The organism is Arthrobacter psychrolactophilus, from assembly GCF_003219795.1.
In the GTDB taxonomy this organism is placed as follows: Bacteria; Actinomycetota; Actinomycetes; order Actinomycetales; family Micrococcaceae; genus Specibacter; species Specibacter psychrolactophilus.
The window spans coordinates 1-2,754 of record NZ_QJVC01000033.1 but is presented as its reverse complement, the minus strand read 5'-3'; the positions used below and the strand labels follow the sequence as shown (position 1 = coordinate 2,754).

Annotated in this window: 2 protein-coding genes; both read right to left on the bottom strand. The window is 59.3% G+C overall.

All coding sequences use genetic code 11. The features are described 5' to 3' along the window. Nucleotides 1–145: 145 nt before the first annotated feature. Nucleotides 146–937, bottom strand: coding sequence for an ATP-binding protein (locus CVS30_RS17570; RefSeq protein ID WP_110486854.1), 792 nt, complete (start codon nt 935–937; stop codon nt 146–148). Next, on the bottom strand, nt 934–2,514 hold the full coding sequence (gene istA, locus CVS30_RS17565; RefSeq protein ID WP_306418800.1) for an IS21 family transposase: 1,581 nt from the start codon (nt 2,512–2,514) through the stop codon (nt 934–936). Before istA ends, CVS30_RS17570 begins: the two co-directional genes overlap by 4 nt. Nucleotides 2,515–2,754 lie beyond the last annotated feature (240 nt).

Here is a 2,754-nt window from a genome sequence, read left to right as displayed (position 1 = left end):
CTGTCAACTGCAACTTTAAACTGACCGGTGGCTGCAGTTTGTTTTGACCGGTGGCAGCAATGGGTTGACCGGTGGCGGCAAGTTCTTTTGAACACTGATCAGGCGCCGGGGCTGCTGGGGTTGCGGCGCCTGATCATGTGGATGGTTAGTTTATTGGGTGGGTTCCTTTCCCGTTTTGGGCTTGCATGAGTCTGACGGACTCGCCGCTGGTTTGGCAGAGGTGGGCGTGGTGCATGAGGCGGTCCACGGTCGCGGTGGCGATGGTTTTGGGCATGAGTTCATCGAAGCCAGAGGGGTGGATGTTGGAGCTGATCGCGAGGGAACGTTTCTCGTAAGAGGCCTCCACTACCCGATAGAAACCTTCGGCGGCGTCACCGGATACGGGCAAGAGGCCTATGTCATCGATGCAAATCAGATCGACATTAGTGACTCGGGCGATGGCTTTATTGACGCTGTCATCGATGCGGTGGCGGCGTACGAGCGCACCGAGGTCTTCCAAGCTGAGCCAGGACACAGACATGCCTTCATCGATGGCTTGCTGGCCCAAGGATTCCAGCAGCAGGGTCTTGCCCGTACCGGAAGGCCCGCACGCGATCAGGTTCTCCCTCCGACGTACCCATTCCAGGGTCCGTAGGAACGAAGTCGTTGCCACGGGCAGGGTTGAGAGGGACTCGTCCCAGACATCGAAGGTTTTCCCGGTGGGGAATCCCGCACGCTTACGTCGGGTGGCGAGCATCGACCTATTCCGGCCGGTCGCTTCCGCTTCGAGCAGCACGCGGACGACTTCGCATGGGTCCCAGCGTTGGGCTTTCGCGGTGGCCAATACCTCTGTGACGACGGCTCGGGCGTGGGGCATGCGGGTGGTGCGCATCAGCGCGATCACCTGTTCTACTACCGGCTCTGTCAGCGGCACTGGGGCGTGGGTCGCGGTGCTCATTCTGCTGCTCCTTCAAGATCGGTGATATCAGTGGGGGCACTCTCGTTGCCGGGAGTGGTCGTGGGGTTGTTCGTGCCGAAGTTCGCCCAGCCACTAGTGCCCTGGGACAGCCATTGGCTTTGATCTGTCACGGCATGACGGGTGTTGTTTATGATGCTGGAGGGTTCACCGGTGGCCGTATTGGTGATGATGGAGACCAGGTCCTCGTGGGTGAATCGGTGGTGCACGGCGGCAGCCCCGAGGCCTTGATCGACGACATCGTTACCCACGACCTTGGCGAGCGTGACTGCACGTTCCATCTTGTGGCGGATCTTGTTCGTGCCGGCCGCTGCGGCCTCCTTGAGCCATAAAGCTGCTCCGGCGCCAAGGGCCAGGAATTCCTCTTCGGCCTTGTTCGTGGGGCGAGTCACTCTTTCCAGGGCGCCGGCGGAAGCTGGCGGGAAGTGGGCATCAATGACTGCTGGCACGCCGGGACGGGTGATTTTATGACGGGCGACTTCCACCGGCCCGGTCTGGCCAACATGAACAATAATCACCTGTGTATCAGTGCCACGCACCCATACCCGTTGCCCCATCAGGGTGTGCGGGACGGAATAGCGGGAATGCTCGAAAGTGACCATGGGCGTGTTCGGCGGGACCTGGCGGGCTTGGCCGAAACTAGCCGTTACCGGCACTGCAGGGACCGGGTGGAGCTTGGGCTGCTCAAGGTGACGGAGCATGTCCTTAGGGATCTCTAGCGTGGCCCGGTGCACGGAAGAATTCACATCCTCCATAAACGCCTCACACGCCGCTTCCAGCTCCGCAAAGGACCCATATTCTGGGCGCAAGTTGGTCTCTTTGGGTACGAGATCGGCCTTAGCGATCTTCACTGCGTTCTCCACTCCTCCCTTGGAAGCAGGGTCTGCCGGCATGCAGGTATGTACCGCAGTGGAGTAATGCCTAGCGAACGCGACGATCTGGGGATTACGCACCGGGACCCCGGCAATGTGCTCGATAGTCACTGTTTTCTCGTTGTCAGTTAGTACATAAGTTGGTACACCACCAATGAGCCTGAACGAGCGATCCAGGGCAGCGAACACACTCGGCATAGTCTTATCCCGCAAAGCGATCACGATCCGAAAGCGTGAATATGCCAGCCACGCCACGAACAACACCGTCTTGACGCCGTCAACAACGGGCCCATCACCGTAATCCCACTGAAGCCACCGACCGGCCTCCACGGACCAGGGCCGGTGAACACGGGCGTTCTGGGCACGGTATTTACTCTTCAACCCGGACAGTACGTAGCGGGTGGTGCGGATCGAGCCGGCATAGCCCAGGGCCACGAGTTTCTCATGCACGACATCACCGCGGATCTTCCCACGGGACTGCTCGACCAGTGACTGCATCTGTGGCAGGAACGGATCAGTGATCCGTCCCCGTTTACGGGCGATCGGTGCTTGGGCGCCCGCGTCCCGGGCCTTCACATACGAACGAACAGTATTATGCGATACCCCGCAGATCTTCGCGGCATCCCGGTACGACCGGGTCAAATCATAAGCAGCTAAAATTTCCATGAACTCTCCTGGAGACTTCATCAACGAGCCCCTTCCTTCCCACAGCGGGTGAAATAAAACGATTGGCATCGCTATTTCACCGCGGAAGGAAGGGGCTCTCCCCGTAACGACACGAGGGATGGACAAGGGAATCCCAGCAAGCCCCGGCCACACTCACGGCCAAGAACTGGTCAAAAGAACTTGCAGCCACTGGTCAAAACCACTGCCGCGAACGGTCAATCCAAATTGCCGTCTCTGGTCAGTTTAAAGTTGCAGCTAACA

What these genes read in the sequence shown, in the direction of transcription:
- CVS30_RS17570 (WP_110486854.1), bottom strand. Translation starts at nt 937, where the DNA reads ATGAGCACCGCGACCCACGCCCCAGTGCCGCTGACAGAGCCGGTAGTA.
- istA (WP_306418800.1), bottom strand. Translation starts at nt 2,514, where the DNA reads ATGAAGTCTCCAGGAGAGTTCATGGAAATTTTAGCTGCTTATGATTTG.